Genomic DNA, 25,117 nt, shown 5'->3' with positions numbered 1-25,117 from the left:
GGACCGGCTCCTACACCTCCAGCAGCACGATCTGCGTCACTCGCCCCAGCGAGGCCGGCCCCGCGCCGCCTCCTGGGGCGATTTGCATGTCCTCCCCCACTGCACACCGCAGGATCCGCGACCACCGCAATTCCTCGCGAGCCGTCGCGCGGCGCCCCTCGGGCCGCCACACACGCAGACGCTGACCCAGCACGGCACGTGCACCGTCCTCGAGCGCAACGAACCACCGGGCACCCCCAATGTCCCCGCGCTCCAGCCCCGCAAGTTCCGGCGCGTCCTGCGCGTCCAGCACCGTCACGAGCCTCACCACCCCAAGACGGTGCTGGAACCCTTCCGTGTCCTCGACGACGAGCGGCCTGCCCGGCCCCACGGGCCGAAACGCCGCGTACTTCCACACGCTGGGCATCTGATCCGGGTTCGCGCTTGAGCGCACCACCACGGTGCTGCCGTCCATGCTCACTTCATGTGCGGGTTCCTCGGTGGTGATCAGCACGGGTTGTTCCGGGAGCTCGCGCAGCAGCGCGGGGTGTTCGGCTTCGAGTTCGCGGAGCAGCCCCAGGAGTTCCTCGTCCGTGGTGCCGTAGGAGGCTCCCCGGTTTTGCAGCACGCCGATCAGCGCGGAGAGCGACAAGTCGGGTTGGCCCTCCCACGTGTCTCGGAGCGCGTCGAGGAGGGTGGGGATGCGGGTTGGGTCGTTGTGCACATTTGCAGAGTCTAATCAGGCGCTGATTTCGGGCGCGCGAAAAGGGCCACCTCCCCTCGCGGGGTGGTGGCCCTTTGCTTATGCTCTGGTGTTTACCAGATCAGCGACTGAATTAGTCGAGGATCTTGGTAACGCGGCCAGCGCCGACGGTGCGGGAGCCCTCGCGGATAGCGAAGCGCAGGCCCTCGTCCATAGCGACCGGCTGGATGAGCTCGACGGACATGTCGACGTTGTCGCCCGGCATGACCATCTCGGTGCCCTCCGGCAGCTTCACAACACCGGTGACGTCGGTGGTGCGGAAGTAGAACTGCGGACGGTAGTTGTCGAAGAACGGGGTGTGGCGGCCGCCCTCGTCCTTGGACAGGACGTAGACGGAACCCTCGAACTTGGAGTGCGGGGTGTAAGCGCCCGGTGCGATGACAACCTGGCCACGCTCAACGTCCTCGCGCTTCAGACCACGGAGCAGCAGTGCTGCGTTGTCGCCAGCTTCAGCGGTGTCGAGGAGCTTGTTGAACATCTCGATGGAGGTGACGGTGGTCTTGGTGGCCTTGTCACGGATGCCGATGATCTCGACCTCGTCGTTGATGTTCAGGATGCCACGCTCAACACGGCCGGTCACAACGGTACCGCGGCCGGAGATGGTGAAGATGTCCTCTACCGGCATCAGGAACGGCTTGTCGGTCTCGCGCTCCGGATCCGGGATGGAGTTGTCGCAGGCTTCCATCAGATCGATGATGGACTGGACCCACTTTTCGTCGCCCTCGAGAGCCTTCAGAGCGGAGATCTGGACGATCGGAGCTTCCTCGTCGAACTCCTGCTCGGCCAGCAGCTCGCGGACCTCCATCTCGACGAGCTCGATGATCTCTTCGTCGTCAACCATGTCGCACTTGTTCAGTGCAACGAGGATGTACGGAACGCCAACCTGGCGAGCGAGCAGCACGTGCTCACGGGTCTGCGGCATCGGGCCGTCGGTAGCAGCGACGACGAGGATAGCGCCATCCATCTGAGCAGCGCCGGTAATCATGTTCTTGATGTAGTCGGCGTGGCCCGGGGCGTCAACGTGTGCGTAGTGACGCTTCGGGGTGTTGTACTCCACGTGGGAGATGTTGATGGTGATGCCGCGCTCGCGCTCCTCCGGAGCCTTGTCAATCGCGTCGAACGCGAAGGCCTTGTTCTCCTCCGGGTAAGCGTCAGCGAGCACCTTGGTGATTGCGGCGGTGGTGGTGGTCTTGCCGTGGTCGACGTGACCAATGGTGCCGATGTTCACGTGCGGCTTGCTGCGCTCGAACTTTTCCTTTGCCACTGTATGTCCTCCTGGACTTCATGGTGGCTACGACCTTCGCAGCCACGTAGTTTACATTTGCCCTGCCCCGGCCCCGTTCACACGATGCCGAAGGCAATGACCATTTCACAATGTGCCAGTTACATGATCCTAGATATTTGGTGACCGTTTTTCAAACCGGTCGACCCGAAAAACCCGGATCTACCAAGTGAGTAACGGCCGACTCAGACACCCACAGTCTGCGGACGACCCTCGACGGATCTTTCCGAGCTGTGCGGTGGCTCAGCCCAGCCGTTACCCCTTTGGCGGGAGCGCCTCCCCCATCAGCCGGTAACTCCGCTGGCACGCGGAGCTACCGTCCGAGGAAGGTGCCGGGGCGATCGACTAGTTGCCGTTGCGCTCGTCGATGATCTCCTGTGCGACGGACTGCGGAACCTCAGCGTAGGAGTCGAACACCATCGTGAAGTTCGCGCGGCCGGCGGTGGAGGAGCGCAGGTCGCCGATGTAGCCGAACATCTCGGACAGCGGCACCTTTGCCTTGACGACCTTCGCGCCGGAGCGGTCCTCCATTGCGTAGACCTGGCCACGACGGGAGCTGATGTCACCGTTGACGGTGCCCATGAACTCCTCCGGGGTCACGACCTCGACGGCCATGAGCGGCTCGAGCAGCACCGGCTTCGCCTTCGCAACTGCTTCCTTCAGCACCTGGGAGCCGGCCATCTTGAAGGCCATCTCGGAGGAGTCGACCTCGTGGTAGGCGCCGTCTTCCAGGGTGGCCTTGATGTTCACCAGCGGGAAGCCAGCCAGGTAGCCGTACTGCATCGCGTCCTGGATACCAGCGTCGACGGACGGGATGTACTCCTTCGGAACGCGGCCACCGGTGACGGCGTTCTCGAACTTGTACGTCGCGGACTCGCCCTCCTCCAGGGTCTCCGGGTCCGGATCGTACGGCTCGATGGTGACGATGACCTTTGCAAACTGGCCGGAACCACCGGTCTGCTTCTTGTGGGTGTAGTCCAGGGACTCGACCTTCTTGCGGATGGTCTCGCGGTAGGCAACCTGCGGGTTACCAATGTTTGCCTCGACCTTGAACTCGCGCTTCATACGGTCAACCAGGACGTCGAGGTGCAGCTCGCCCATGCCGCCGATGACGGTCTGGCCGGTCTCCTCGTCGAGCTTGACGGTGAAGGTCGGGTCCTCTTCCGCCAGCTTCTGGATAGCGGTACCCAGCTTCTCCTGGTCGGCCTTGGTCTTCGGCTCAATTGCCACCTGGATAACCGGATCCGGGAAGTCCATGGACTCAAGGATGATCGGGTGATCCGGGTTGCAGAGGGTGTCACCCGTGGTGGTCTGCTTCAGGCCGATGAACGCGTAAATGTTACCGGCGTCGGCGTGCTCGACCGGGTTCTCTTTGTTCGCGTGCATCTGGAAGAGCTTGCCCACACGCTCCTTGTTCTGCTTGGTGGAGTTGAGCATGTTCTCGCCCGGGATAGCCTGGCCGGAGTACACGCGCACGTAGGTGAGCTTGCCAAAGAACGGGTGGACGGCGACCTTGAAGGCCAGTGCGGAGAACGGCTCCTCCACGGACGGCTTACGGGTCATCGGGGTCTCGCCGTCGAGGGCGGTGCCGTGCACCTCGCCCACGTCGAGCGGGCTCGGCAGGTAGTCGACGACAGCGTCGAGCAGCGGCTGGACACCCTTGTTGCGGTAAGCGGTGCCGCACAGGACCGGGTAGATCTCGGAGTTGACCGTCATCTTGCGGATGGCAGCCTTGATCTCGTCCTTGGTCAGCTCCTCGCCGCCGAAGTACTTCTCCATGAGCGCCTCGTCGGACTCAGCAACTGCCTCGAGCAGCTTCTCGCGGTACTCCTCAGCCTTGTCCTTGAGGTCGGCCGGGATCTCCTCGATGGTCGGCTCTGCACCGGTCTCGACCTTGCCGCGCCAGGTGATGGCCTGCATGTCAATCAGGTCGACGATGCCGTCGAAATCGTCCTCAGCGCCGATCGGCAGCTGCATGACCAACGGCTTCGCGCCGAGGCGGTCGATGATGGTCTGCACGGTGAAGTAGAAGTCAGCGCCCAGCTTGTCCATCTTGTTGACGAAGCAGATACGCGGCACGTCGTACTTAGCAGCCTGGCGCCAGACCTGCTCGGACTGCGGCTCAACGCCCTCCTTGCCGTCGAACACGGCAACAGCGCCGTCGAGCACGCGCAGGGAGCGCTCCACCTCAACGGTGAAGTCCACGTGGCCCGGGGTGTCGATGATGTTGATCTGGTTGGAGTCCCAGAAACAGGTCACGGCAGCGGACGTAATGGTGATGCCGCGCTCCTTCTCCTGCTCCATCCAGTCGGTGGTGGAAGCACCGTCGTGGGTCTCGCCGACCTTACGGTTGATGCCGGTGTAGAAGAGGATGCGCTCGGTCGTGGTGGTCTTACCAGCATCGATGTGAGCCATGATGCCGATGTTGCGAACCTTGTGCAGGTCCTTAAGCACTTCTTGTGCCACGTTATTACCCCAACTTAAAAGTCGTCGACGCTCTGCAGACTCGAGGGAATCTCCAGCGTGCGCCTATGGCGAATAATTTCCTTTGTCAATTCTGCCACCTTTTTCATCAAATGGCAGGGTGAGTCGCGTCGGTCATTCCAAAAAACACCCGGACGCAACTGCACAACAACGATGCACGAAGCAGATATTCAATTTGCTTCTACGCAGTTGCGGCAGCTGACATCCGGGTGTCATAGAAAACCGTGCGCGCCGGTCATTACCAGCGGTAGTGGGCGAAGGCGCGGTTGGCCTCGGCCATCTTGTGCATGTCCTCGCGACGCTTCACCGAAGCACCGAGACCGTTGGATGCATCCAGGATCTCGTTAGCGAGGCGCTCGACCATCGTGTTCTCACGACGCTGGCGGGTGAAGGTCACCATCCAGCGCAGTGCGAGGGTGTTGGAACGGCCGGGCTTGACCTCAACCGGGACCTGGTAGGTCGCGCCACCAACACGGCGGGAACGAACCTCGAGGTCCGGGCGGATGTTGCCCAGGGCCTTCTCCAGGGTGCCAACCGGGTCGGTGCCGGTCTTCTCGCGGCACGCCTCGAGTGCGCCGTAGACGATGCGCTCGGCGGTGGACTTCTTGCCGTCCTGCAGCACCTTGTTCACCAGCTGGGTAACAAGTTCGGACTGGTAAACCGGGTCCTTGACTACGGGACGCTTCGGAGCTTGCTGTTTACGCATTTCTGATTACTGTCCCTTCTTTGCGCCGTAACGGGAACGAGCCTGCTTACGGTCCTTGACGCCCTGGGTATCCAGTGCGCCGCGGATGATCTTGTAGCGGACACCCGGGAGGTCCTTCACACGACCACCACGCACGAGCACCATGGAGTGCTCCTGCAGGTTGTGGCCCTCACCCGGGATGTATGCGGAAACCTCGATGCCGGAGGTCAGGCGCACACGGGCGACCTTACGCAGTGCCGAGTTCGGCTTCTTCGGAGTGGTGGTGTACACGCGGGTGCACACGCCGCGACGCTGGGGCGAGCCCTTCAGCGCAGCGGTAGCCACCTTCTTGCTCTTATCGTGGCGGCCCTTGCGGACCAGCTGCTGAATAGTAGGCATTCACGCTCTTTCTGTTAAGCGGTGCGCGCTAAGGTGGCCGTACATGCAAAAATGGGGGCTCTTTTCGGGGCCCTGCCGTGTGCATGAACTACCTGACCGCGAGTGCGCAGCCGCACGGAGTTCGTATCTTTCCGCCACGCGAATTATCGCGAGCGAAACCTCATTCAAGCTACATCACCCCGCGTCACAAGAGCAAATCGCTTATCGACGAGCCACCCGACGCCTCCTCATTTACACTGCAAGCATGTCGACCACGACCTCACCGCCGGGTGAGTTCTCCCAGTCTGCGCGCGAGATCGCAGCCGAGTCCGTCATCATTCCCGTACGCGCCGCCGGTCTCCTCCTCCGGCACCTCCCGCAGCTCATCACGTGTGTCTGCCTGGGCCTGACGGGACGCCAAGCCGTGATCTGGCTCGCAGTGTGGATTTCCAACTTCAGCAAGGTCGGGGCCAGCCTGGTGATGCCGCTTGCTCCGCTCTCCGTCATGGTCGCACTGATCTACGCCCTTTGGTACCTCCGCCCGTCGCTCCCCTTCCTCTCCCGGGCGATTCCGGGGCGGGAGGAGACGTCGTCACGCACGCGCCTGTTTTCGGCGGGCGGGATGCTGATTTCGTTTCTCACTGTGTACGCCACACACGGCATGCTTAAGGAGGACCTCGCCGCGTTCCGCCGCGCCGCCACGAACGACGAATTCATGAACCAGGGCTTTGCCGCGGACTTTAGCCGGGTGTTCGTCGACGGCACCGCATCCCTGCTCGCCCTCATTGCGGTGACGATCGTGCTGCGCAAGATTATTGGTTACTTCGCGCTGGCAGAACGTGGTCTCGGCCTCACCTATCTTGCCGCCTACCTCGACGTGCTGTGGATGTCCACCGTATCGATATTTGTGACCAACAAGGTCGCAGACGTACAGGATTGGGCGCTGAGCAGGCGGGGAATTGCGCCCGCGTACGACCGCTACGTGGACCTGAGGGACGGCATTGCCGAGCACACAGGCATCCTCGCCAGCGCCTGGGATTGGCTGGCGGAGGCGTTACCGGTGATCAACCAGCTGGTGACCATTCCGGTCGCGTGGCTCACCCTCGGCGCAGTGGTTTTCGGCACGTCGCTGGTTGCCAGCCGGGAGAAGGAAGCGGCGCCGGACGCCGAAGCTGCGGACAGCTCGCAGCGCTTCAGGAGGCGGGCGCGCCACGTGGTTGAAAAGGAGGCCAAGTACGTTGCCAACCAGGCGATGCAGCCTATCGCCGGGCCGCTGAAGACCACGTGGAGCGGCCTTCGCACGTTGGCCAAGGCAGGCATCGTGCCAATGGTGATGTTTTGCATCGTGTTCATGCTCGCCGCCGGAGTCGAGTTGGGCGTGGTCGAGGTGGGTCGCGCCATCGTGGGACCACAGGACGCGCTTGTCAGCGAAGTCATCGCTGCGTACATCCTCATCGTCGCGCGCGCCGCGTACCTGCTGCTCGTGGTGTGCCTGATCGCCTCGGGGCTCGACTTCTTCCTGCGCCGCTCCTACTCGCCCGCCGCAGATCCCGATGCGTCTCTCGCCTTAGACTCCGGGTCGTCCACGTAGTTTTTCGGCTCCGGCAGGTCGAGGGTGACGTAGTCGGGCTCGTTCCACCCGAGGTGGAGCTGCTCCGGCTGCACGCCCTCCGGCATCGCGATGGGGATGAGTTTGCGCCACTCCTCCGGGCGCGGGTCACCCTGGACAACGCGGACCGTAGCGGTGCGGAGGTCTACCGACTCCGTCGCCGGCCCGCCCTCGCCCGGCGGGGTGCAGCTGTGCAGGGCGCTCATGTCACTCACCACTTCGCCGAAGATTTGATCCGTGCGCTGGTAGTCACGCCCGTCCGAGCCTGTCGCCCACATGCGGCAGTGGGACAGCACCGAGTCTTCCGGTGCGCGCCACTGGGTGAGTAGCGCCCAGATGGCAAACCCGTCGGGCGCATCGAGCCCGATCTCTTCCTCGTGTTCGACCCGTTGGAACCCGATCACCTCCACCTCAGCGGTGCGGCGCGGCGGCCCGCTCCCCTCCCCCTCCACGAGGCCATCGATGGGCAGGTCAAACGAGCCCGGGGTGCCGGCCGCGATGCGTTGCTCCTGGGTCCAGGACCACGGCCGATAGATCCCGAAGTACGGCTGCGACGATGCCGCCAGCATGCACCCGATCGCCACCGGGGCGGCAGCCCACCAGGCAAGTTTCATAGCGTGAGCTCCTCCCTGCTGATGTTTCCGGCTTCGACTGGTTCGCCGAGCTCCAGCACCACCCGCGGCGCCATCTGCGTGGCGGACGGGTGCAAGAACAGCCTCGCCCCCGCAATCTGCTCTGCCGGCATTTCGAAGACGAGGGTGCACTGCGTAGGAAGTTGCGGGTACAGGGTGCCACACGACGACGCGAGGTGGTTCGCGGGTCCGTAGAGCGTGCCGTCGGTAGCCTTGATCTGCCCTTCGAGTACCTGGCCAGTATCGGGTGTGTGGGTAAAATCCACGACCAGCCAGCGGGCGTGCGTTGGCACGCCGTTGATCGCATCGGCGGTAATGGTGTGGACTCCATCAACCCGCCCGATCTTCGGTGCCTCGGCGCCGTAGTCAAACGGCGCGAAGGCCCGGTCCTGCGCGTCGGGAAGCTGCTCGCGGATGAGGCCGCCCAGGCTGAGCAGGGCCAGCGCCGCCGCGGTCGCCACTATTCGGCGCGGTACCGTCGTCACCGCAGGCTCACCTCCGCAGCACGGTCCTTGGTCAGCCAGGCCTTCGCCCCGTCCAGGAAGGAGGTACGGTACCCCAGCGACGTGATCACCAGCGTGTCCGCCTCCGCGGCATTCGTGCCGCTCGGGCCTTGGAAGATGAGCGCGACATCCAGCGGCACGCCAGGGTTGGGCGAGATCGCCTCGGATGGCGCAACCTCGGTGAGCGCCTCCGCGCTGTGCTTGCGTACGACCGCGGCTCTCATGTCCGGTTGCTCCTCTGGGCCAAGATGCGAGTCCTCTAGGGCGAACGCCATGAGGAACTGCGGCGCAGGGACAGGCCGCGAGGCGGTGTTGGTGAGTCGCATTTCCACCACGCGTGCGTCGCCAAGCGTATAGGTGCGCCGCACCGAGATCTCGAACGGTGCGGCCGTGAACTCGGCAGGCTGCGCGAGCGCACCGGTGCCCCTCGGCGCCGCGGCCACGGTGAGGCCCTCGGGCGGGGCCGCTTCCAGTCCGCCGCTGACACCGGTGATGCCCACAACCGCGAGCAACGCCGCGAGGGTCGCGTTGGTCCGGGTGCCAAGGTCGGCCGCGACCGATTTGGCCAATCCAGCAAATGGCCGGGGGCCTTTCGCCGCTGGTGTCGACGATACTTCGCTCACACCTGGAATCTAAGCAGAGTTTCCGCAGGCGCGCTCGGCACGCGTGCTTATCGACGCCAACGGCCCGGCCCCTACCGCACAGTTGCGGAGGAGCCGGGCCGGTTGGTGAGCAGACCTAGCTAACAGCCAGAAGGCTAGATCTGGTCGATGCCGTACTCGTCGAGCGGGACGGAGGCGCCGGTGTACTCGCCGTAGCCCTCGTCGCCGTAGATGCCCTCGCCGAAGCTCGGGATGGAGTACGCCGCGGAGCGCGCGGCCTCGGTCGGCTTGACCTGGATGTTGCGGTAGCGGGAAATGCCCGTACCGGCCGGGATCAGCTTACCGATGATCACGTTCTCCTTCAGACCGATGAGCTGGTCGGAGCGCTTGTTGATCGCGGCGTCCGTGAGCACGCGGGTCGTCTCCTGGAAGGAGGCGGCCGACAGCCAGGACTCGGTAGCTAGTGAGGCCTTGGTGATACCCATGATCTCGGAGCGCATCTCCGCCGGCTGGCCCTCGTCCGCCACGGTGGCGGCGTTGACCTGGCGTGCCTCGGAGAGGTCGATCAGCGTGCCCGGCAGGAACTCGGTCGAGCCGGAGTCGATGACCGTGCCGCGGCGCAGCATCTGGCGGATGATGATCTCGATGTGCTTGTCGTGGATGGACACACCCTGGGTGCGGTACACGGCCTGCACCTCGTCGATGAGGTGCTTCTCCACGCCGCGACGGCCGAGGACCTCGAGCACGTCGTGCGGGTCTGCGGCACCGCGGAGCAGGCGCTCGCCCACCTCGACGTGGTCGCCCTCGCGCAGGGAGCGCTCGATCATGGCGTCCGGGTTGGACTCCATCGGGCGGCGCACCTGGGCCAGGCCCTGGCGCTTGGACAGCTTCTCGTACACCACGTCGTCGGAGTCGTCGTCCGGGTGGATGGTGAGGGTCCAGAAGTTGCCCTCGTCCTCCAGGGAGACCGTACCGGCGACCGACGCGATCGGAGCGCAGTTCTTGGGCACGCGGGCCTCGAACAGCTCCTGGACACGCGGCAGACCACCGGTAATGTCGCCGCCGACACCACCCTGGTGGAAGGTACGCATGGTCAGCTGGGTACCCGGCTCACCAATGGACTGTGCAGCGACGATGCCGACGGCCTCGCCGATGTCTACCAGCTGGCCGGACGCCATGGACTTGCCGTAGCACTTGGCGCAGACGCCGGTCGGGGTCTGGCAGGTCAGCACGGAGCGGACCTTGACCTCGGCGACGCCCTTCTGCACGAGCACGTCGATACGCTCCTCAGACAGCTCGGTGCCGGCCTCGAAGACGACGTTGCCCTCGGAATCCTTCGCGTCGGAGGCCAGGACTCGGCCGGACACGGAGGTCTCCACCAGGTCATGGCGGACGAAGGAGTCGCCAGCGGCCTCTGCCACCGGGACCTTGACGCCCTGGTGGGTGCCACAGTCCAGCTCGCGGACGATGACGTCCTGCGCCACGTCCACCAGACGACGGGTGAGGTAGCCGGAGTCCGCGGTACGCAGTGCGGTATCGGCCAGGCCCTTACGGGAACCGTGGGAGTTGTTGAAGTACTCCATCACGGACAGGCCCTCGCGGAAGGAGGTCTTGATCGGGCGGGTGATGTACTCACCGCGCGAGTTCACGACCATGCCCTTCATGCCGGCCAGGGTCCAGATCTGGCGCATGTTACCGGCAGCACCGGACTTCACGATCATCGGAATCGGGTTGTCGTCCGGGTAGAGGTCCTCCACGGCCTGGCCGACCTTGTTAGTGGCGTCCTGCCACAGCTCAACCAGTCGGTCGTAGCGGTTCTCCTCGGTGAGCGCACCCTTCTCCCAGAACTTGCGCTCGATCTCCTCGGCTTCCTTCTCGTAACGCTCGAGGAACTGCGTCTTGTTCGGGAGCACCAGCACGTCAGACATGGTGATGGTCACGCCGGAACGGGTTGCCCAGTAGAAGCCGGCGTCCTTCATCTTGTCCAGCGTCTGCGCGACGGTGATCATGGGGTACTTCTCCACCATGTCCTGGATGATGTCACCCAGCAGCACCTTGCCGGCGCCGCCGCCCTTGCGCACCATGGCGCCTTCCTGGAAGGGGAAGTTGAACGGCAGAAGCTCGTTGAACATGATGCGGCCGAGCGTCGTCTCGGTCATCCATGCCTGGCCCTTGGTCCAGCCGTCCGGGAACTGCTCCTCCTCGACATCAACCGTCGGGCGCAGGTGGTCGATGCGGACCTTGATCGGGGCCTGCAGGCCGAGCACGCCGCGGTCGTACGCCATGATCGCCTCGCGGTAGGAGGAGTAGACGCCTTGTGCCGGACCGTGCTCGTCGGCAGGCGCGTAGGCGCCCTCGCCGCCGATCTCATCGGTGGACTTCAGCATGGTGAGGAAGTACAGGCCGGTCACCATGTCCAGGCGCGGCATTGCAAGCGGCTTGCCGGACGCCGGGGACAGGATGTTGTTGGAGGACAGCATCAGTACGCGGGCCTCCGCCTGTGCCTCTGCGGACAGCGGCAGGTGGACTGCCATCTGGTCGCCGTCGAAGTCAGCGTTGAACGCCTCGCACGCCAGCGGGTGCAGCTGGATGGCCTTGCCCTCGACCAGCTTCGGCTCGAAGGCCTGGATGCCCAGGCGGTGCAGGGTCGGTGCGCGGTTGAGCAGCACCGGGTGCTCGGAAATGGCCTCTTCGAGCACGTCCCACACCTCGGGGCGCTGGCGCTCCACCATGCGCTTCGCGCTCTTGATGTTCTGCGCGTACTGGTTGTCCACCAGGCGCTTCATCACGAACGGCTTGAACAGCTCGAGCGCCATCAGCTTTGGCAGACCGCACTCGTGCAGCTTGAGCTGCGGGCCGACGATAATCACGGAACGACCGGAGTAGTCGACGCGCTTACCCAGCAGGTTCTGGCGGAAGCGGCCCTGCTTGCCCTTGAGCAGGTCGGACAGGGACTTCAGCGGGCGGGAGCCCGGTCCGGTGACCGGACGGCCGCGGCGGCCGTTGTCAAACAGCGCGTCCACGGACTCCTGCAGCATGCGCTTCTCGTTGTTCACGATGATCTCGGGCGCGCCGAGGTCAATCATGCGCTTGAGGCGGTTGTTGCGGTTGATCACGCGACGGTACAGGTCGTTCAGGTCGGAGGTGGCGAAGCGTCCGCCGTCCAGCTGCACCATCGGGCGCAGCTCCGGCGGGATCACCGGGATCGCGTCCAGGATCATGCCGGCTGGGTCGTTGCCGGAGCGCTGGAACGCAGCGACGACCTTGAGGCGCTTGAGCGCGCGGACCTTCTTCTGGCCCTTGCCCTCAGCGATGATGGTGCGCAGCTCCTCGGCCTCGGACTCGAGGTCGAAGTTGCGGATCAGCGTCTGGATTGCCTCAGCGCCCATGCCGCCGGTGAAGTAGTCCTCGTAGCGGTCGACGAGCTCCTCGTAGAGCACCTCGTCGATAATCATCTGCTTCGGGGCGAGCTTCTGGAAGGTCTGCCAGATGTCGTCGAGGCGCTCGACCTCGCGCTCGCCGGCCTCGCGGATGTGCGTCATTTCCTTGTCGGCTGCCTGCTGCACCTTCTTGCGGGCAGCGGCGGTCGCGCCGGAAGCCTCGAGCTCGGCGAGGTCTTCCTCCAGCTTGTGTGCGCGCTCGGCGATCTCGGAGTTTGCGTCCTCCTCGACTTCCTTCTTCTCCAGCAGCATCTCCGCCTCGAGGGTGGACATGTCGTTGTGACGTGCCTCCTCGTCGACGCTGGTGATGATGTTGGCGGCGAAGTAGATGATGCGCTCCAGGTCCTTCGGAGCGAGGTCAAGCAGGTAGCCCAGGCGAGACGGGACGCCCTTGAAGTACCAAATGTGGGTCACGGGAGCGGCGAGCTCGATGTGGCCCATGCGCTCACGGCGCACCTTGGACTTGGTCACCTCGACGCCGCAGCGCTCGCAGATGATGCCCTTGTAACGGACGCGCTTGTACTTACCGCAGGCGCACTCCCAGTCGCGGGTGGGGCCGAAGATGCGCTCGCAGAACAGGCCGTCCTTCTCGGGCTTGAGGGTGCGGTAGTTGATGGTCTCCGGCTTCTTCACTTCGCCGTGGGACCACTTACGAATGTCTTCTGCAGTGGCCAGGCCGATGCGAAGCTCGTTGAAGAGGTTTACGTCAAACACGTAAATTCCCTTTCACCTCCCCCAGCTGGGGAGGATTGCGTGTGGATAGTTTCTTCTCGTTTCATTCAGGGCGCCGCAAGCACAAGTGCTTATCGACGCCCACCTGGCGCCTAGACGGTATCCGCCGCTGACCCCTCGTCGCGCGAGAGGTTGATGCCCAGCGAGGAACCGGCCTGGTCAAACTCATCGTCGTCGCCGTCGAGCTCCATGGCGCTGCCGTCCGTGGAGAGCACCTCAACGTTGAGGCACAGAGACTGCAGCTCCTTGAGCAACACCTTGAAGGACTCCGGGATACCCGGATCCGGGATGTTGTCGCCCTTCACAATCGCCTCGTAGACCTTCACGCGGCCGACCACGTCGTCCGACTTGATGGTCAACAGCTCCTGCAGGGTGTAGGCAGCGCCGTACGCCTGCATTGCCCACACCTCCATCTCGCCGAAGCGCTGGCCACCGAACTGGGCCTTACCGCCCAGCGGCTGCTGCGTAATCATGGAGTACGGACCGGTGGAACGGGCGTGGATCTTCTCGTCCACAAGGTGGTGCAGCTTGAGCATGTACATGTAGCCGACGGAGATCGGGTACTTGTACGGCTCGCCGGAGCGACCGTCGTAGAGGCGGGTCTTGCCCTGGCCGTCGACCATCACGTCACCGTCGCGGTTCGGCTTGGTGTTTGCCAGCAGGCCTGCGATCTCCTCGTTGGACGCGCCGTCGAACACCGGCGTTGCGGTCAGCGACTCCGGCGGGACGTCGTAAAGGTGCTCCGGCAGGGTCTCCAGCAGCGCGGCGTTCTTCGGGTCGTCCGGGTTCACGGTCCAGCCGGCCTTGGCCAGCCAGCCCAGGTGCACCTCGAGGACCTGACCGATGTTCATACGACGCGGCACGCCGTGCGTGTTCAGAATGATGTCCACCGGGGTGCCGTCCTCCATGAACGGCATGTCCTCCGTCGGCAGGATCTTGCCCACAACACCCTTGTTGCCGTGGCGGCCTGCCATCTTGTCGCCGTCCTGGATCTTGCGCTTCTGTGCGACGTAGACGCGGATCATCTCGTTCACGCCTGCGGACAGATCGTCGTCGTCCTCGCGGGAGAAGCGGCGGACTGCGATGACCTTGCCGGTCTCACCGTGCGGCACCTTCAGGGAGGTGTCGCGGACCTCGCGGGCCTTCTCGCCGAAGATGGCGCGCAGCAGGCGCTCCTCCGGGGTCAGCTCGGTCTCGCCCTTCGGGGTGACCTTACCCACGAGGATGTCGCCGTCGCGCACGTCAGCGCCGATGCGGATCACGCCGCGCTCGTCGAGGTCCTTGAGCACGTCCTCCGACACGTTCGGGATCTCGCGGGTGATTTCCTCGGCGCCGAGCTTGGTGTCGCGGGCGTCAATCTCGTGCTCCTCGATGTGCACGGAGGTGAGGATGTCCTCCTCCACCACGCGCTGGTTGAGGATGATTGCGTCCTCGTAGTTGTGGCCTTCCCACGGCATGAAGGCGACGAGCAGGTTGCGGCCGAGTGCCATCTCGCCGTTCTTCGTGCCCGGGCCGTCCGCGATCACCTGGCCAGCCTCGACGCGCTGACCAGCAGACACGATCGGAGTCTGGTTGTAGCAGGTGCCCTGGTTGGTGCGGTGGAAGGTACGCAGCTGCTGGGTGTCGCGAGTGCCGTCGTCGCCCAGCACGGTGATGTAGTCACCGGTCACGGTCTCGATGACACCGGAGAGCGGGGAGATGACGGTATCGCCAGCGTCGTAAGCAGCGCGCTGCTCCATGCCGGTGGCCACGTACGCAGCCTCGGAGCGCAGCAGCGGCACAGCCTGCTTCTGCATGTTCGCACCCATGAGGGCGCGGTTCGCGTCGTCGTGCTCGAGGAACGGAATCATCGCCGTTGCCACGGAGACCATCTGGCGCGGCGAGATGTCGAGGTAGTCAACGCCTTGCGGGCCGACGACGCCGATGTCGCCGTCCTTGAGGCGGACCTCGATGCGCTCGCCGGTCAGCTCGCCGTCCTTGGTCATCGGGGTGGCCGCCTGCGCAATCGCGTAGCGGTCCTCCTCGTCGGCCGTGAGGTAGTCGATCTGGTCCGTGAGCTTGCCGTCGTTGACCTTGCGGTACGGGGTCTCGATGAAGCCGAACGGGTTGACGCGCGCGTAGGACGCGAGCGCGCCGATCAGGCCAATGTTCGGACCCTCAGGGGTCTCAATCGGGCACATGCGGCCGTAGTGGGACGGGTGTACGTCTCGGACCTCGATGCCGGCGCGCTCACGCGACAGGCCGCCCGGGCCCAGCGCGGACAGACGGCGCTTGTGCGTCAGGCCGGACAGGGAGTTGTTCTGGTCCATGAACTGCGACAGCTGCGAGGTACCGAAGAACTCGCGGATCGCGGCGGAGACCGGACGCACGTTAATCAGAGAGGTCGGCGTGATGGACTCCGCATCCTGGGTGGTCATGCGCTCGCGCACGACGCGCTCCATGCGGGAGAGGCCGACGCGGACCTGGTTCTGGATCAGCTCGCCAACGGTCCGCAGGCGACGGTTACCAAAGTGGTCGATGTCGTCGGTGTTGATCGGGATGAGCTCGCCGGACGGGGAGGTCATCTCGGTCTCGCCAGCGTGCAGGCGCACGAGGTACTCGAGCGTGGTGGCGATGTCTTCCTCGGTCAGCGTCATCAGGCCGTCGTGATCGCCGCCGAGACCCAGCTTGCGGTTGACCTTGTAGCGGCCAACGCGGGCCAGGTCGTAGCGCTTGGGGCGGAAGAAGGAGTTCTCCAGCAGGGACTGCGCGAGGTCGCGGGTCGGCTGCTCGCCCGGGCGCTGCTTGCGGTAGATCTCCAGCAAGGCCTCGTCCATGTTGGCCACGCCGTCGTTCTCCAGCGTGGACATCATGAGCTCGGAGAAGCCGAAGCGCTCCTTGATCTGCTCCTCGGTCCAGCCGAGCGCCTTCAGCAGGACGGTCACCGGCTGACGACGCTTACGGTCAATGCGCACACCTACGGTGTCGCGCTTGTCCACGTCGAACTCCAGCCACGCACCACGGGAAGGGATCACCTTCACGGCGTGCAGCGGACGCTCGGTGGACTTATCAATCGTCTCGTCAAAGTAGACGCCCGGGGAGCGCACGAGCTGGGAGACAACGACACGCTCGGTGCCGTTGACAATAAAGGTGCCCTTGTCCGTCATCAGCGGGAAATCGCCAATAAAGACGGTCTGGGACTTAATCTCCTGCGTATCGTTATTAATAAACTCCGCCGTCACGTAGAGCGGCGCGGAGTAGTTAATGTCCTTCTCTTTTGCTTCCTCGATGGTGTACTTCGCATCTTCGAAGCGCGGCTCGGACAGCGTCAGGCTCATGTTGCCGGAGTAGTCCTGGATCGGAGAGATCTCCTCCAGGATGTCCTCCAGGCCGCTGGCCACGCGGGCGTCCTCGCCGCGCAGCTCCTGCTCGCGGGTGCGCCACTCAGGCGTACCGACGAGCCACGCAAAAGATTCAAGCTGTACATCAAGAAGACCCGGGACGGTGATCGGCTCAGCGATCTTGGCGAACGAGTAACGTTCGGGGGCCCCGGGAATATCAGCCATTGACATGGTCTGGTTTGAGACTGCCAAGTTGGGTCCTTCCAGCACCTAGGGCGGACGCCACGCTATTTACTCTGGCTCTGTAAACAACCGGCATTTCCGCTGGGTAAGTTAGCATTTCGGTCTGCTTCGGAAGACCCGCCCCCAGAGATGACAAAATCACCTTGTCAAATCAGCACCCTTCGACATACCCCCTGCTCACACAGGCTTTCCGACGGGCGCCTCATGCAAGGCTCGCGCACTTCACTGGAGACGGCTTCCAGCGCAACGACTTAGCCTATAGCAGAGTGCACGCTTTGTAAAGAGCAGACACACCCCCGTGTCGCCTGCGCGTCGTCGGAGCGAAAGCGGTGCCGTCGATAAGCTTGCTCCTGCACCGGAAACCTCACCGGTGACGTCGCTGCGGGGAAGCCTACCACCAGAGGTTGCTAACTCGGCAACCCCGCGACACCCGGCTAGCGGGCGCGGCCGGGACGGAACGCGCCGACCAGGCCAAACAGGGCGACAAGCGCGCCGAGCGCGATGGTACCCCACGTCACCTTTTGCGATACGGATTGCGGCACCACGCGGGAGAGCTGGGCCACCATCGCCTCGGTATCCTCCGGCGACATCGCGGCGTCGTAGGTAATGACGTTGGTGGGGTGCTCGCCGTTGTCGTCGGCGTAGAAGATGTCGACCTTTTCTTTCATGCCAACCACAAGACCGGTGACCTGGTCGACCTGAATTTCGCGGTCCGCAGCGTAGTTGCGGAAGGTGCGCACGCTGTCAGCATCCTCGCCTTCGCCGACCTCGGCGGTGCTGGCATTCAAGGCGTCGGCGTAGCGCAGCGCTAAGTTCGTCGGCTCGATGTGCTGGGTAAAGGTATACACAGTGCGGCCGCCGATCTCTTCCTCGCCGGCAAACTGCGCGGGCGCACTCCCCCGCAGCTGCGGGTCGAACACGTTGTAGTCCTGCTGCTGCACGTCGGACGGCAGCTTCAGCCAGGGCCCGTCCACGGGCACCTCCGTCGCAGGCATCGCCATCTGACTGGACACCTGCGCAGGCAAGGCCACCTGGCCGGTGGCACGGTCCAGCACCATCGACCAGGTGGACGCGGTAACGAGGTTGTCAAAGTCCGAACCGGCCGTGCCGGCACGCAAGGTATCGCCGATGCGCACGCTCGCCACGTCGTCATTCGAGGGGTCCTGCACCTCCATGTGGAGCTGGCGGGTCACGGGGGCAGGCTCGCCTTCGCGTGTGCCGTCGTCGTCGCGAAGCGTCCAGGTGGTGTGCGCGAGGTCGAGGGGCAGGCGGGCGTCGCCAAGCAGGAAGCGCGGCGCGAGCAGGCCAGCAACCACGAGCGCGATGCCGAGACCCACGAGGAGCGCGGAGAGAATCCTGGATTTAGGCAGCATGGGCCAAAGTGTAGTGGACACAGCTCGGGCTCCCCTGCGGGCGGGCATGACCACGTAACATTCTCAGCAAACGAGGCGTTGCGCCCCCGGTATCTCAGAATGCAAGATTTTTGCACACAGCTTCGGCTCAGCATGTGTAAGGACATTCGCGCGTTTCGCACCCGCTTTGCAACACTTCACGCCCACCCCCCTTCTGCACGGATACAAACACGTACCTCTATACCTTTTGTGGCCAGTAAACCGCCCTTTTCAACCTACCAGTTAGTGTTCGAAAACTATTAAAACTGCCCCAATCACCCCCGCACTACCCGCGGATCGGATATAAGCTTGGACGCATACATAGTGAGTAGGGACACATTTATACCGCCTTTTCGCGTACTGGCGTCGCCGAATCACCCCCAGGCACCCCAAAGCCATTTCCAGCTTCCTGAGACTCACTTAGAATATCGTGCCAAACCGTCAGAAAACGCTAAGGAGAATATGATGGCTTACCCACCTGCCCAACCCCATAAGAGAGGCCGTCGCCGCGGCATGACAATGCTTGCAGCCTCGATGGCCATCGCCGTCGGATCGCAAGCGCTTCCAGTAGTTGGCCCTCACGCAGCAATTGCCAACGTGGCTCACGCCGCCGAGGCACCGAGCGCGAGCGACTGGGACCCCGCCAACATCGTCGAAGCGGATGCCATCACGCCGACTGACAGCGTGAACAAGGGCGTCCTCGACGGAAAACGCAACGTGGTGTGGGGCTACCTCTCCTACGCTGACCGTGGCACCATGGAGGTCGACGATATGCGCAACCCATGGAGCGACACCCCGGTTCCGGAGGGCGCGGACATGTACATGCGCTACGACACCGGTGGCGGGAAGATGTCTCGCATCCACAAGGCGACGACACACACGGATGACTTTGGCAACACGGTCTACGCCTTCGAGTTCAAGGACGGCTCCCCGAAGCTGGCTGCAGGCACCTGGAAGGATGGCTCCGCTGACGTCCAGCTGCTGATCGGCGAGAACAACTCGGCGATCAACCCGCACATCAACGAGCCGTTCTCCGTCGTACGCGCGACCCCGGGTGGCGCATGGTACAGCGGCAGCGTCGAAGATTCCCGCAACCTCAACTGGTCCATCCACCCAGTGGCAGTCAACGACCGTCGCGGCCCCACGTGGGGTGAGACGGTGGTCAAGGTCTACCAGGTCTCCCCCGCGTCGAACACCCTGAAGAGCCAGCTCTCCGAAACCCCGGATAAGGCCGTCAAGCGTACGTACTCCGGCCGGGTATGGAACGACTCTATGAAGGGCACCGACACGGAGAACGTGTGGGCCAAGAACCAGTACAACATCAACGTGGACAATGGTGTGCTTTTCGACGGCACGGACACTCCGGCCGAGGGACACACTGTCTACCAGGCGGTACCGAACGACGAGGCGTACCAGGCGCTGGATGCGATCCGTCGCGATACAAACACCACCGGTAACCGCACGACAGCCGACATCCAGGGCCGTATCAAGCGAACGGCAGACTACGTCCGTGCGCATCCCGAGAACTTCACCGTCTACTCCGCACCGGTGAAGGCGGATGGCACCTACATGCTGCGCTCGTCCTTCGACCAGGCCCGTCACGCGGACTACGTCTACATGTGGGTCGAGGACGCAGACCACAACATCAAGACAAACCTGTCGTCCTGGAACACCTCTGAGTTCCGCGCACCGGTGGGCAATGACGTCTACACCGAGTCGGGCCACGCACAGCGCTCCCTTGCCGACACCGACTGGGCGCATAACGGCCACGTGCCTGGCCAGAAGCACCTGGGCAACAATGCGAACGTTGCCACCGCCCCGCACCGCGACGGTGGCGGCAACTGGACCAACGTGAACTTCGCGTTGGCTACAAACGCTGACGGCTCCAGCCACACGGTCACCCCGGGCCAGCCCGATCGCGAGGCTGATAACGACGCGAACGATCCGACCTATGGCGGCCGCGTCGAAACGCCGCGCGGGACCGACACCGTCATCGACGGCCCGAAGAACACGGACGGCTCCGACCTTCCTGGCGACACCACCTTCGAGCAGCACCCGTCTAAGCCGGTCACCGGCCCGAACGCTGAGCAGCTCCCGGGCTTCCCGGGCAAGGTAACGGTCGACCCGGGTACCGGCAAGGTCACGGTCAACCCGGACAACGGCGCTCGCGAGGGCGACTACGACATTCCGGTCAAGGTCACCTACCCGGACGGCACCACCGATACGGTCGACGTTGAGGTCACCGTCCCGGCCCGCGACAACGCGACCGAGGATCCGGACAAGTCCGATGCGGAGAACTTCGACCCGTACTACCAGCCCGCACAGGGCAAGCCGGGCGTGGGCACGAAGGTTGACCAAACCCAGGACCTGCCGAAGGGCAGCACCTTTACCCCGACCCTGCCGAACGGCTGGACCGCGTCCGAGCCGGATGAAAACGGCGACTTCACCGTCACCCCGGCGAAGAACGCTCGCCCGGGCAAGGTCGACATCCCCGTCCTGGTGACCTACCCGGACGGCTCACAGGACACCGTCACCGCGCCGTTCACCGTCCTGCCGCTGGATAAGGACACGAACGACCCGCGTTACGAAGACACGGAGACCCCGAAGAGCGAGCCCACCGAGATCGATTCGCCGAAGAACCCGGACGGCTCCGAGCTTCCGGAGGACACCACGTTCAAGCCGGGCGAGAACGACTTCCCGGGCAAGGTCGAGGTCGACCCGGGCACCGGTAAGGTCACCGTCACTCCTGACGACGATGCAACCCCGGGCGACTACGAGATCCCAGTTGAGGTCACCTACCCGGATGACTCCGAGGAGACCACCACCGTCACCGTCACCGTCCCCGAAGACCCCAAGAACAACGGCGACGGCGGCGATACCGGCTCCTCCGACCAGGCTGCTGACAACGACCCGAGCTACGGCACCACCGAGGGCGCGGCTGGCAAGGAGACCAAGGTTTCCCAGAACGGCGACCGCGAGCTGCCTAAGGGCACCAAGATCACGGTCGCGGATGCTCCTGAGGGCTGGACCTTCGGAGAGCCCAACGAGGCTGGCGACTTCACCGTCGCCCCGGACCCCGACGCGCTCGATGGCACCCGCGTGACCATCCCGGTCCGCTTCACCTACCCGGACGGCACCATCGACGACACCGAGGCTGTCTTCGTGGTGACCAACGACGCAAGCGGCAACGACCCCTCCTACGAGGACACCGAGGCTCCGCGAGGTGAGGAGACGCTTGTCGACGCCCCCACGAACCCGGACGGCTCCTCGCTGCCGGAGGACACGACCTTCGAGCAGGGCGACTCTGACGATTCGGACTTCCCGGGCAAGGTCACCGTCGACCCGGGCACCGGTGAGGTCACGCTCACGCCTGACGAGGACGCCACCCCGGGCGACTACACCATCCCGGTTGACATCACCTACCCGGACGGCACCGAGGAAACCATCGACCTTCCGGTCCGCATCCCGGATGACACCACCATCACCCCGCCGGACAACGGCGGCAGCGACAACGGTTCCGGTGACGGTTCGGACGATGGCTCCGGCGACGGTTCGGATGACGGTTCCGATGATGGCTCCGGCGACGGATCCGATGATGGCTCCGGCGACGGTTCGGATGACGGTTCCGATGATGGCTCCGGCGACGGTTCGGATGACGGTAAGGACAACGGCTCTACCGACGCTGTAGACAACGATCCGGCGTACTCCCCCGGGTCCGGTCCGGCGGGTACCGCGACCGAGCTGAAGCAGGATGGCGACCGTGAGCTCCCAGAGGGCACCAAGTTCGTCCTGCCGAAGGCACCGGCTGGCTGGACCTTCGGTGAGCCGAACGAGAACGGCGACTTCACGGTCACCCCGCCCGAGTCCGCTCTGCCGGGTACGGCAGTGTCTATTCCGGTCAGCGTGGTCTACCCGGATGGCTCCCGCGAGACCGTCAACGCACCGTTCGAGGTTGTTGGCACTTCCGATGACGCAACGGACAACGAGCCGATGTACGACGGCGACACCAAGGTCGAGCCCGGTGACACCGAGACCGTCGACGCACCGCGTAACCCGGACGGTTCTGCGCTTCCGGATGACACCAAGTTCGAGCACAAGGACGACGATTTCCCTGGCAAGGTCGAGGTCGATCCGGGTACCGGCGAGATCACTGTCACTCCGGACGAGGACGCAAAGCCCGGCAAGCACACTGTCGTCGTGGAGGTGACCTACCCGGACGGCACCACCGACACCGTTGAAGTCCCCGTCGAGGTCATCCCGGCTGACAGCGGAGACGAGGACAAGGACGACGGTAAGGGCGGCGACAACGGTAAGGGCAGCGAGGACTCGACTTCCCAGGCTGACAACAACAACCCTGGCTACGAGAACCAGCGCGGTCTGGCCGAAACCCCGGTCAAGTTCGAGCAGAACGGCGACCGCGAGCTGCCGGAAGGCACGACGTTCGTCTTCCCGAAGTTCCCGTCCGGCTGGACCCTGGATGGTGACGCTGACACCGGTGACTTCACCATTAAGGCGCCTGCGAACACTCCGAACGGCACCGAGGTGACCATCCCGGTCATCGTTTCCTACCCGGATGGTTCCAGTGAGACGCTGTCTCCGATCTTCACCGTCGGTACCACCTCGGGCGGTTCCGATAAGCCCGGCGACGGCGGCAATACCGGCACGACCCCCGGCGGAAACACCGGCGGCAACGACACCGATGGCAAGGACCCGCAGGATAGCGACGCGCACGATCCCACTTACGGTGGCGACCGCACCACGACGCCTCGCGAACAGGACACTGTTATTGAGGGCCCGAAGAACGAGGACGGCTCCGATCTTCCGAAGGACACCACCTTCGCACCCGGTAAGCACACCTTCCCGGGCAAGGTGACCGTCCACCCGGGCACCGGCAAGGTGACGGTAAACCCGGACAAGGACGCCAAGGGCGGAAGCTACGACATCCCCGTCGTGGTGACCTACCCGGATGGTTCGAACGAAACGATCACCGTCCCTGTGCAGGTTCCGCCGCAGGTGTCCAACGGTGCGACCGTTGAGGTCAAGCCGGGCGATACCGTCACCGTTGGTGGCGACATCGACCCGAAGGATCTGCAGATCCGCTACCCGGATGGCACCATCAAGGACATCTCCGAGCTCAACCCGGGCAAGGACGCTGACGGCAACATCACCATCACTGTCCCGAAGGACTGGGCCGAAGGCACCTACGTCGTCGAGACCAAGGATGGCGACCGCTTCGTGGTCATCAAGGTTTCCTCGGAGTCGCAGGGCACGACCACTGGTTCCTCGGAACTGAGCGATCGCTGCATCGCCGGTCTCGCGGGCGTCGGCATCCCGCTCCTGCTCCTGATCCCGCTGGGTGTGGCTACCCAGGTGGCTATCCCGGGTCTCGAGGAGTTCCGCGCCGAGGCTGGCAAGGCTATCGAGCAGGTGAACACGCAGATCCAGCAGCAGCTGGGTATCTTCGATGAACAGTTTGCCCAGGCGGCACAGTCCGTGCTTGGACCGAACTTCCCGGCCCGCGAGCTCGGCACCGCAGCCGCGGCTCTGGCGCTCACCGCACTCGGTCTGCTCATCGCTGACCAGATTGCCCAGGCCTGCGCGCCTGAGTACGACGGCCTGAGCTCCAAGATTGGCGGCGGCGAAGGCGCCAAGGGGTCTTCCAGCAAGGAAGACGCGAAGAAGAACGAGGCTGATGAAAACTAGTTCCACCTAGTTGGCCGCGGCCGCCAGCATCAAACCCCCTGCACGATCGTCTAGATAGGCTTCTAGAGGATCAGGCAGGGGGTTTGTCGTGCAGCGCAAACGCCGGCGATCACGCTTCAAGCGCCTCCGCTGCACTGCTTTTGCGCTGCATCACTATTCTTTACCGGCGTTTGAGGTCATCGATGGAGGCCTGCAGCCACATATCACTCATCATTTGCGTATGATGGTGTCGTTCGAGCTGCTCGGTAAGCTGATTCTGCGCGCGACGGGCTTCGGCCAACTGCCTGTTGTGCTTTTCATCCTGCTCGTACAGATTAGCTGCCTGGCTAAAATTCTGGGCCCTGCCTGCTGCAACGTACTCCCCTATTCTGCGAAGTACCGCGGAGGAAAAGTAGACGTCAGGAAATCCAAGGCTGTTATAGCGCTGACGCAGTTCTCCCAGCTGTTGGGCGTACTGTTGCATCTGCGCTTCAGTCGCCCGATTCTTCGCGCGGCGTGAAGCATTCTCTCTTCCAAAAAGCGCGCGGTTCAATGTGTTGAGATTTTTGTTGTAGAGGTACAACGTGCCGAAGATGAGGCCGAAAATGAGGATCCCGCCAATAACTATGAAGAACAGCATTTCTAACACTGATTCGGGAAAATAGAATGGCGGATCCCCAGGCCGAGTGCTGTAGTTGTCGACGATTTCTCGCGCTTCCTCTTCGGAGATGTCATTGAGCGTTGCAACGAAACTGGCTTCAGACTCGGCGTATTCTTCCCACTCTGCCATGGTGCGCTTATAGGTCCGCAGCCTTGCCCAACTTTTATACGCGTGGACGGCCCACAACAACAGTGATACAACAAATGCCCATTTCAGCACGTCGGATGTGATTTGAGGCAGGCTCCTGGGGCGCCTCAACTGGGATTTCAAGGCAGCCCAGCGAGAAAGGTACTGCTCATGTTCTTGCGCTATATTGCTTGCTTCGCGGACCTGCATTGCAAGTTGTCGATTAATCATTGCCTCACTCCCTAGTCTCAAGTCAGCCTCCGCGACGCGGCTGCCACTCGCTAGGCACAATACAAGGCAAAGTGTTGCTGCACTGGTTTAAAGCTAATCGCCCCTGTTGCGAATACTTACGTGAAAGAACCCAGCCCCTCTCTCCCCCCCCCCAATCCCTGTCTCTATTACACAACTCCCAGCCCACGAGACGTAGAGGAAGCTCGGAAGCTACGAGCGCCTGGGACCTAGAGACGACAGAAAAAAAAAGTCAGACGCATACCACCTAACTAAACCAAAGACGAATGCTACATCCGTCCATGCGCAATGCTCTGCACTATGAACGTGACAGACACAAACCATAGCATGCCTCGTGTGAGTCCTCGTCCGTCGAG

General features: G+C 63.6%; 14 protein-coding genes. 2 read left to right on the top strand and 12 right to left on the bottom strand.

The annotated features are described in order from the left end of the window. Window positions 1–10 precede the first annotated feature (10 nt). The 5 genes from FPH17_RS09620 to rpsL form a co-directional block, all read right to left on the bottom strand. Window positions 11–703: a hypothetical protein gene (locus FPH17_RS09620; RefSeq protein WP_095547647.1), complete on the bottom strand. Its 693-nt coding sequence runs from the start codon at window positions 701–703 to the stop codon at window positions 11–13. Window positions 704–815: 112 nt separating this feature from the next. Continuing rightward, window positions 816–2,006 (bottom strand): elongation factor Tu, encoded by a 1,191-nt coding sequence (gene tuf, locus FPH17_RS09615; RefSeq protein WP_154880227.1) that lies wholly within the window; start codon window positions 2,004–2,006, stop codon window positions 816–818. Window positions 2,007–2,369: 363 nt separating this feature from the next. Next, window positions 2,370–4,490, bottom strand: a complete 2,121-nt coding sequence (gene fusA, locus FPH17_RS09610) for an elongation factor G (RefSeq protein WP_154880225.1) — start codon at window positions 4,488–4,490, stop codon at window positions 2,370–2,372. Between the two features lie 256 nt (window positions 4,491–4,746). Beyond that, window positions 4,747–5,214, bottom strand: a complete 468-nt coding sequence (gene rpsG, locus FPH17_RS09605) for a 30S ribosomal protein S7 (RefSeq protein WP_095277982.1) — start codon at window positions 5,212–5,214, stop codon at window positions 4,747–4,749. Window positions 5,215–5,220: 6 nt separating this feature from the next. After that, a complete protein-coding gene (gene rpsL, locus FPH17_RS09600; protein WP_076598032.1) occupies window positions 5,221–5,592 on the bottom strand; it encodes a 30S ribosomal protein S12 in 372 nt (123 codons plus the stop codon). A 244-nt stretch (window positions 5,593–5,836) separates the two neighbouring features. Here rpsL and FPH17_RS09595 point away from each other — a divergent pair, with 244 nt between their 5' ends. Next, on the top strand, window positions 5,837–7,162 hold the full coding sequence (locus FPH17_RS09595) for a hypothetical protein (protein WP_154880223.1): 1,326 nt from the start codon (window positions 5,837–5,839) through the stop codon (window positions 7,160–7,162). Here FPH17_RS09595 and FPH17_RS09590 read toward each other — a convergent pair. From FPH17_RS09590 to pgfA, 6 genes are all read right to left on the bottom strand, one after another. Further along, window positions 7,102–7,794 carry a hypothetical protein gene (locus FPH17_RS09590; RefSeq protein WP_095277987.1) on the bottom strand — a complete coding sequence of 231 codons (693 nt, stop codon included), beginning with the start codon at window positions 7,792–7,794 and terminating at the stop codon, window positions 7,102–7,104. The genes FPH17_RS09595 and FPH17_RS09590 overlap by 61 nt on opposite strands. After that, entirely contained in the window at window positions 7,791–8,297 is a 507-nt protein-coding gene (locus FPH17_RS09585) for a hypothetical protein (RefSeq protein ID WP_154880220.1), read from the bottom strand. The genes FPH17_RS09590 and FPH17_RS09585 overlap by 4 nt, the downstream gene beginning before the upstream one ends. Further along, entirely contained in the window at window positions 8,294–8,938 is a 645-nt protein-coding gene (locus FPH17_RS09580; protein ID WP_154880219.1) for a hypothetical protein, read from the bottom strand. Before FPH17_RS09580 ends, FPH17_RS09585 begins: the two co-directional genes overlap by 4 nt. A 134-nt stretch (window positions 8,939–9,072) precedes the next feature. Then, the gene (locus FPH17_RS09575; RefSeq protein ID WP_154880217.1) at window positions 9,073–13,071 is read right to left on the bottom strand and encodes a DNA-directed RNA polymerase subunit beta'; all 3,999 of its coding nucleotides are present in this window, start codon (window positions 13,069–13,071) and stop codon (window positions 9,073–9,075) included. A gap of 110 nt (window positions 13,072–13,181) precedes the next feature. Further along, on the bottom strand, window positions 13,182–16,679 hold the full coding sequence (gene rpoB / locus FPH17_RS09570) for a DNA-directed RNA polymerase subunit beta (RefSeq protein ID WP_095535276.1): 3,498 nt from the start codon (window positions 16,677–16,679) through the stop codon (window positions 13,182–13,184). Between the two features lie 407 nt (window positions 16,680–17,086). Beyond that, window positions 17,087–18,025 (bottom strand): cell envelope lipid trafficking protein PgfA, encoded by a 939-nt coding sequence (gene pgfA / locus FPH17_RS09565; protein ID WP_154880215.1) that lies wholly within the window; start codon window positions 18,023–18,025, stop codon window positions 17,087–17,089. Window positions 18,026–18,556: 531 nt separating this feature from the next. Here pgfA and FPH17_RS09560 point away from each other — a divergent pair. Beyond that, a complete protein-coding gene (locus FPH17_RS09560; protein ID WP_167496811.1) occupies window positions 18,557–23,746 on the top strand; it encodes a Rib/alpha-like domain-containing protein in 5,190 nt (1,729 codons plus the stop codon). A 160-nt stretch (window positions 23,747–23,906) separates the two neighbouring features. Here FPH17_RS09560 and FPH17_RS09555 read toward each other — a convergent pair whose 3' ends face one another. Beyond that, window positions 23,907–24,743 (bottom strand): hypothetical protein, encoded by an 837-nt coding sequence (locus FPH17_RS09555; RefSeq protein WP_154880211.1) that lies wholly within the window; start codon window positions 24,741–24,743, stop codon window positions 23,907–23,909. Between the last annotated feature and the right edge of the window lie 374 nt (window positions 24,744–25,117).

Source organism: Corynebacterium gottingense (assembly GCF_007559235.1).
Lineage (GTDB): Bacteria > Actinomycetota > Actinomycetes > Mycobacteriales > Mycobacteriaceae > Corynebacterium > Corynebacterium gottingense.
This window is presented reverse-complemented; position numbering and strand designations above follow the sequence as displayed.